Annotated in this window: 1 protein-coding gene; it reads left to right on the forward strand. The window is 60.1% G+C overall.

Going from position 1 to position 3,196, the window contains the following annotated elements; all coding sequences use genetic code 11:
- A partial coding sequence (locus AC1D1Z_RS35590) for a hemagglutinin repeat-containing protein (protein WP_477853492.1) occupies nt 1-3,196 on the forward strand: 3,196 nt, incomplete at both ends.

Here is a 3,196-nt window from a genome sequence, read left to right on the forward strand (position 1 = left end):
GGCCAACAGTGTCTCGATCATCGGGGCGCAGGAGGCGCACGAACTCGAGGAGCAGCGCAAGAAATCAGGCTTCGGCGTAGGCGGCGGCGGCGGCTTCATTTCGATCTACGGCAGCCAGCAGAACAAGGGCGCACAGTCCTCGACCCTCAATGTCGGCTCCGCACTTTCCGCCGGCGAGGACGTCAACCTGACGGCGCGGGCAACCGACCTGAACATCATGGGCTCGTCCGTCGATGCCGATCGCGACATCAACCTGTCTGCCAAGCGCGACGTCAACGTGACGCCCGGCGCGGAAAGCTTCTCGCAGTCCGAGCAGGAAAAGAAATCCGGCTTCGGTATTTCCTTCGGTTCGAGCGGCGGCGGCTTCTCGGTCGGCATCGGTGCACAGACGAGCAAGGATAGCTCGGCGCAGCAATCCGACACCAACGCAACCTCGATGCTGTCTGCCGGCCGTGACCTCAATATCTCCGCCGGCAACAATCTCAACTTGCAGGCCGCGCAGGCCTCGGCCGAGCGCGACGTCATCCTCTTTGCGACCAAGGACATCAACCTTCTTTCGGCTGCGGATAAGACTAACTATGAGGAGATCCACGAAAAGACCTTCACCGGCGTGACGCTCAGCGTCTCCAGCCAGCTGGGAAGTGCAGCCCAAAGCATCATGAATTCGGCCGAGCGCCTGACCGGCGACACCCGCGTCAATTCGGTCACCAACACCACCATTGCCGCCCTCGGCTTCTATCAGGGCTATAAGGGCCTGAAGGAAGCCTATAAGCAACTGACGGACACGTCTCCTAAAGCGGAAGGACTCAACTTCTCGATCTCGCTTTCGGCCGGCGTCAGCCATCAGGAGAACAGCTCGTCCTCCTCGTCCTCGACGCCTGTCGTCACCGACATCCGCGCTGGCCGCTCGACCACCCTGAAGGCGCAGGATGGTTCGATCACCAGTGATGGCGCCCAGATCGCCGCTGGCTACGACAAGTTCGGCCTGCCGACTATCTCCGACGATTCGCTGGCCGGCGATATCGTCCTGTCGGCACAGAACGGCAATATCAGCCTCAATGCGGCGACCGGCACATCGGAGACATCAAGCCAAAACTCGTCCTACAGCTTTGGCGTTGGCGTCGGCTGGAAGTGCGGCACGAAGGTTGGCTGCGGCACGCCTGGCGTCAATGTCGCCGGCTCCTACGGCAAGGGCAACGACGGCACGACGGGGCTCACCCATTACAATAGTCATGTAAACGGCACCGGCGACGTCACTATTCTTACCAACGACCTATCTCTGAGAGGCGCTGCCGTCACCGGAAATTCGGTGACCGCCGCCGTCCGCAATCTCACGGTCGAAAGCCTGGTGGACACGGCGACTGCGGAGGCTCGTCAGCTCAATCTCTCAGGCTCGATCGGCTCCGACGGCTTCAGCGCTTCCGGTTCGACCCAGAAGGCGACGGGCGACGCTGCCGTGGTCGCCGAGCAATCCGGCATCCATGCCGGCTCCGGAGGTCTCGAGCTAATCGTCGACAAGAAGACGACGCTCGTGGGCGGCTTGCTTACCAGCGAGGCGCCGGCGGAACTGAACCATCTCGAAACCGGCACGCTTGAAGTCACCGACGTCGATACCCATTCGCGCTGGAAGGCCGATACCYACGGCGCCTCGATCGGCTCCGGCGGCCTGAGCCTTGCAAAGGTCAACGACGGAGAGAGCGAAACCGGCAAGGCCTATTCGGCCATCGGCGGGAATATCGGCATCGCTATCACCGATCCACAGCATCAGGCGCAGGACATCGGCACGATCCGCCGGGACACCGACAACACCAACACCTCATTGCCCGGCCTACCCGACCTGCAGAACATTTTGCGCGATCAGTACAAGACGCAGGCCGATCTACAGGAAGCGCAGAAGACGATGGCGGGGTTGGTCGGTGACATTGCTTCCGAATTGTACAAGCAGTCGACGACTCAAGCCGAACGCGACTTCTGGGCCGAAGGCGGCCAAGGTCGCGCGCTGTTGCACGCCATCGGAGGTGGCATCCTTGGTGGCGTCAACGGCTGGGAGGGTGCGATTAAAGCCGCTTTGGGCGGTGCTGCCACGACCTTGATGGCGCCGGCAATCGCCAAGCTCGTCGAGGGCATGCTCAAGGGAACAAAATACGAAGGAACGCCCGAAGGCGACGCGCTTGCCAAGCTGATTGGCGCAACCCTTTCGGCTGGTGTTGGCGCAGCGGTGGGTGGCGCTGAAGGCGCTGGATACGGTGCTGCGAACTATCAGTACAACTATCTGAATCACGCCGACAATGATGCGCTGAATGCCGCCAAGGCAGCGTGCGATGCCTCGAAGGGTGCCGACGCGGAAGCCTGCGGTGAGAAGACACGGCTGGAGGCAAAAGATAAGCAACAGCAGGAGGCGTATGTCGCTTGCCGGACGAATGGCTATAGCGGCAGTGGCTGCACGGCGGTTTTGGCGGACGTTGTGGCTGCGCTATCCAGCTACGCAGGCACGATTTCCTATTGGGTGTCGCCAGAAAATCAGCAGACGCTAAAAGAACAGCTTGAAAGCTCGGGGGGTGGGGATCAGATCCTCAAGATTCTCGCACCCAACGGTGTTGAGAACCTCACAGCGGAGCAGAAGAGAGACCTTCCGTCCATCTACGGGCTGTTGGTCACCGATCCCCTCGGAATATTTGGTATTCCTTACGCGATCCAACAAGCGAGCAATGGCGACCCGGCTGCGATGGCGCAGATCTTGGCGATTGCCACCAAGCTCAAGATTTTCGGGTCAGGAACGCTGGGGGAGATCACTAACGCGGAAGGAGGTACTTGCGCTGGCGGGCATTGTGCGGTCGGTTGTTCGTTTGATGGCTCGACGCTGGTCAAAACGGTGGATGGCTTTACCGCTATTAGCGAAATCCGCCCCGACAAGACATTGGTGTGGTCGCGTGACGAGCAAGGTCACGAAGGCTACAAGCTTGCCCTTGCTAAGATCCAAGAGAACCATACAGAAACCGTCTATTTGACCCTAAAATCCGACACGAGCGGACGTCCGCAAACAATCATAACCACGACCAATCATCCCTTCTTCGCTGTTGTTTCAGAAGAAAGAACGGTGCCGGTAGCGCTACCGGAAGGCCATCGCTACAAGGGGGCGATCAAAAATGGCTCTTGGGTTGCCGCGGCTGATCTTCGACCGGGCGAAAAGCTGTTC

The organism is Rhizobium sp. P1_E1 (assembly GCF_056406015.1).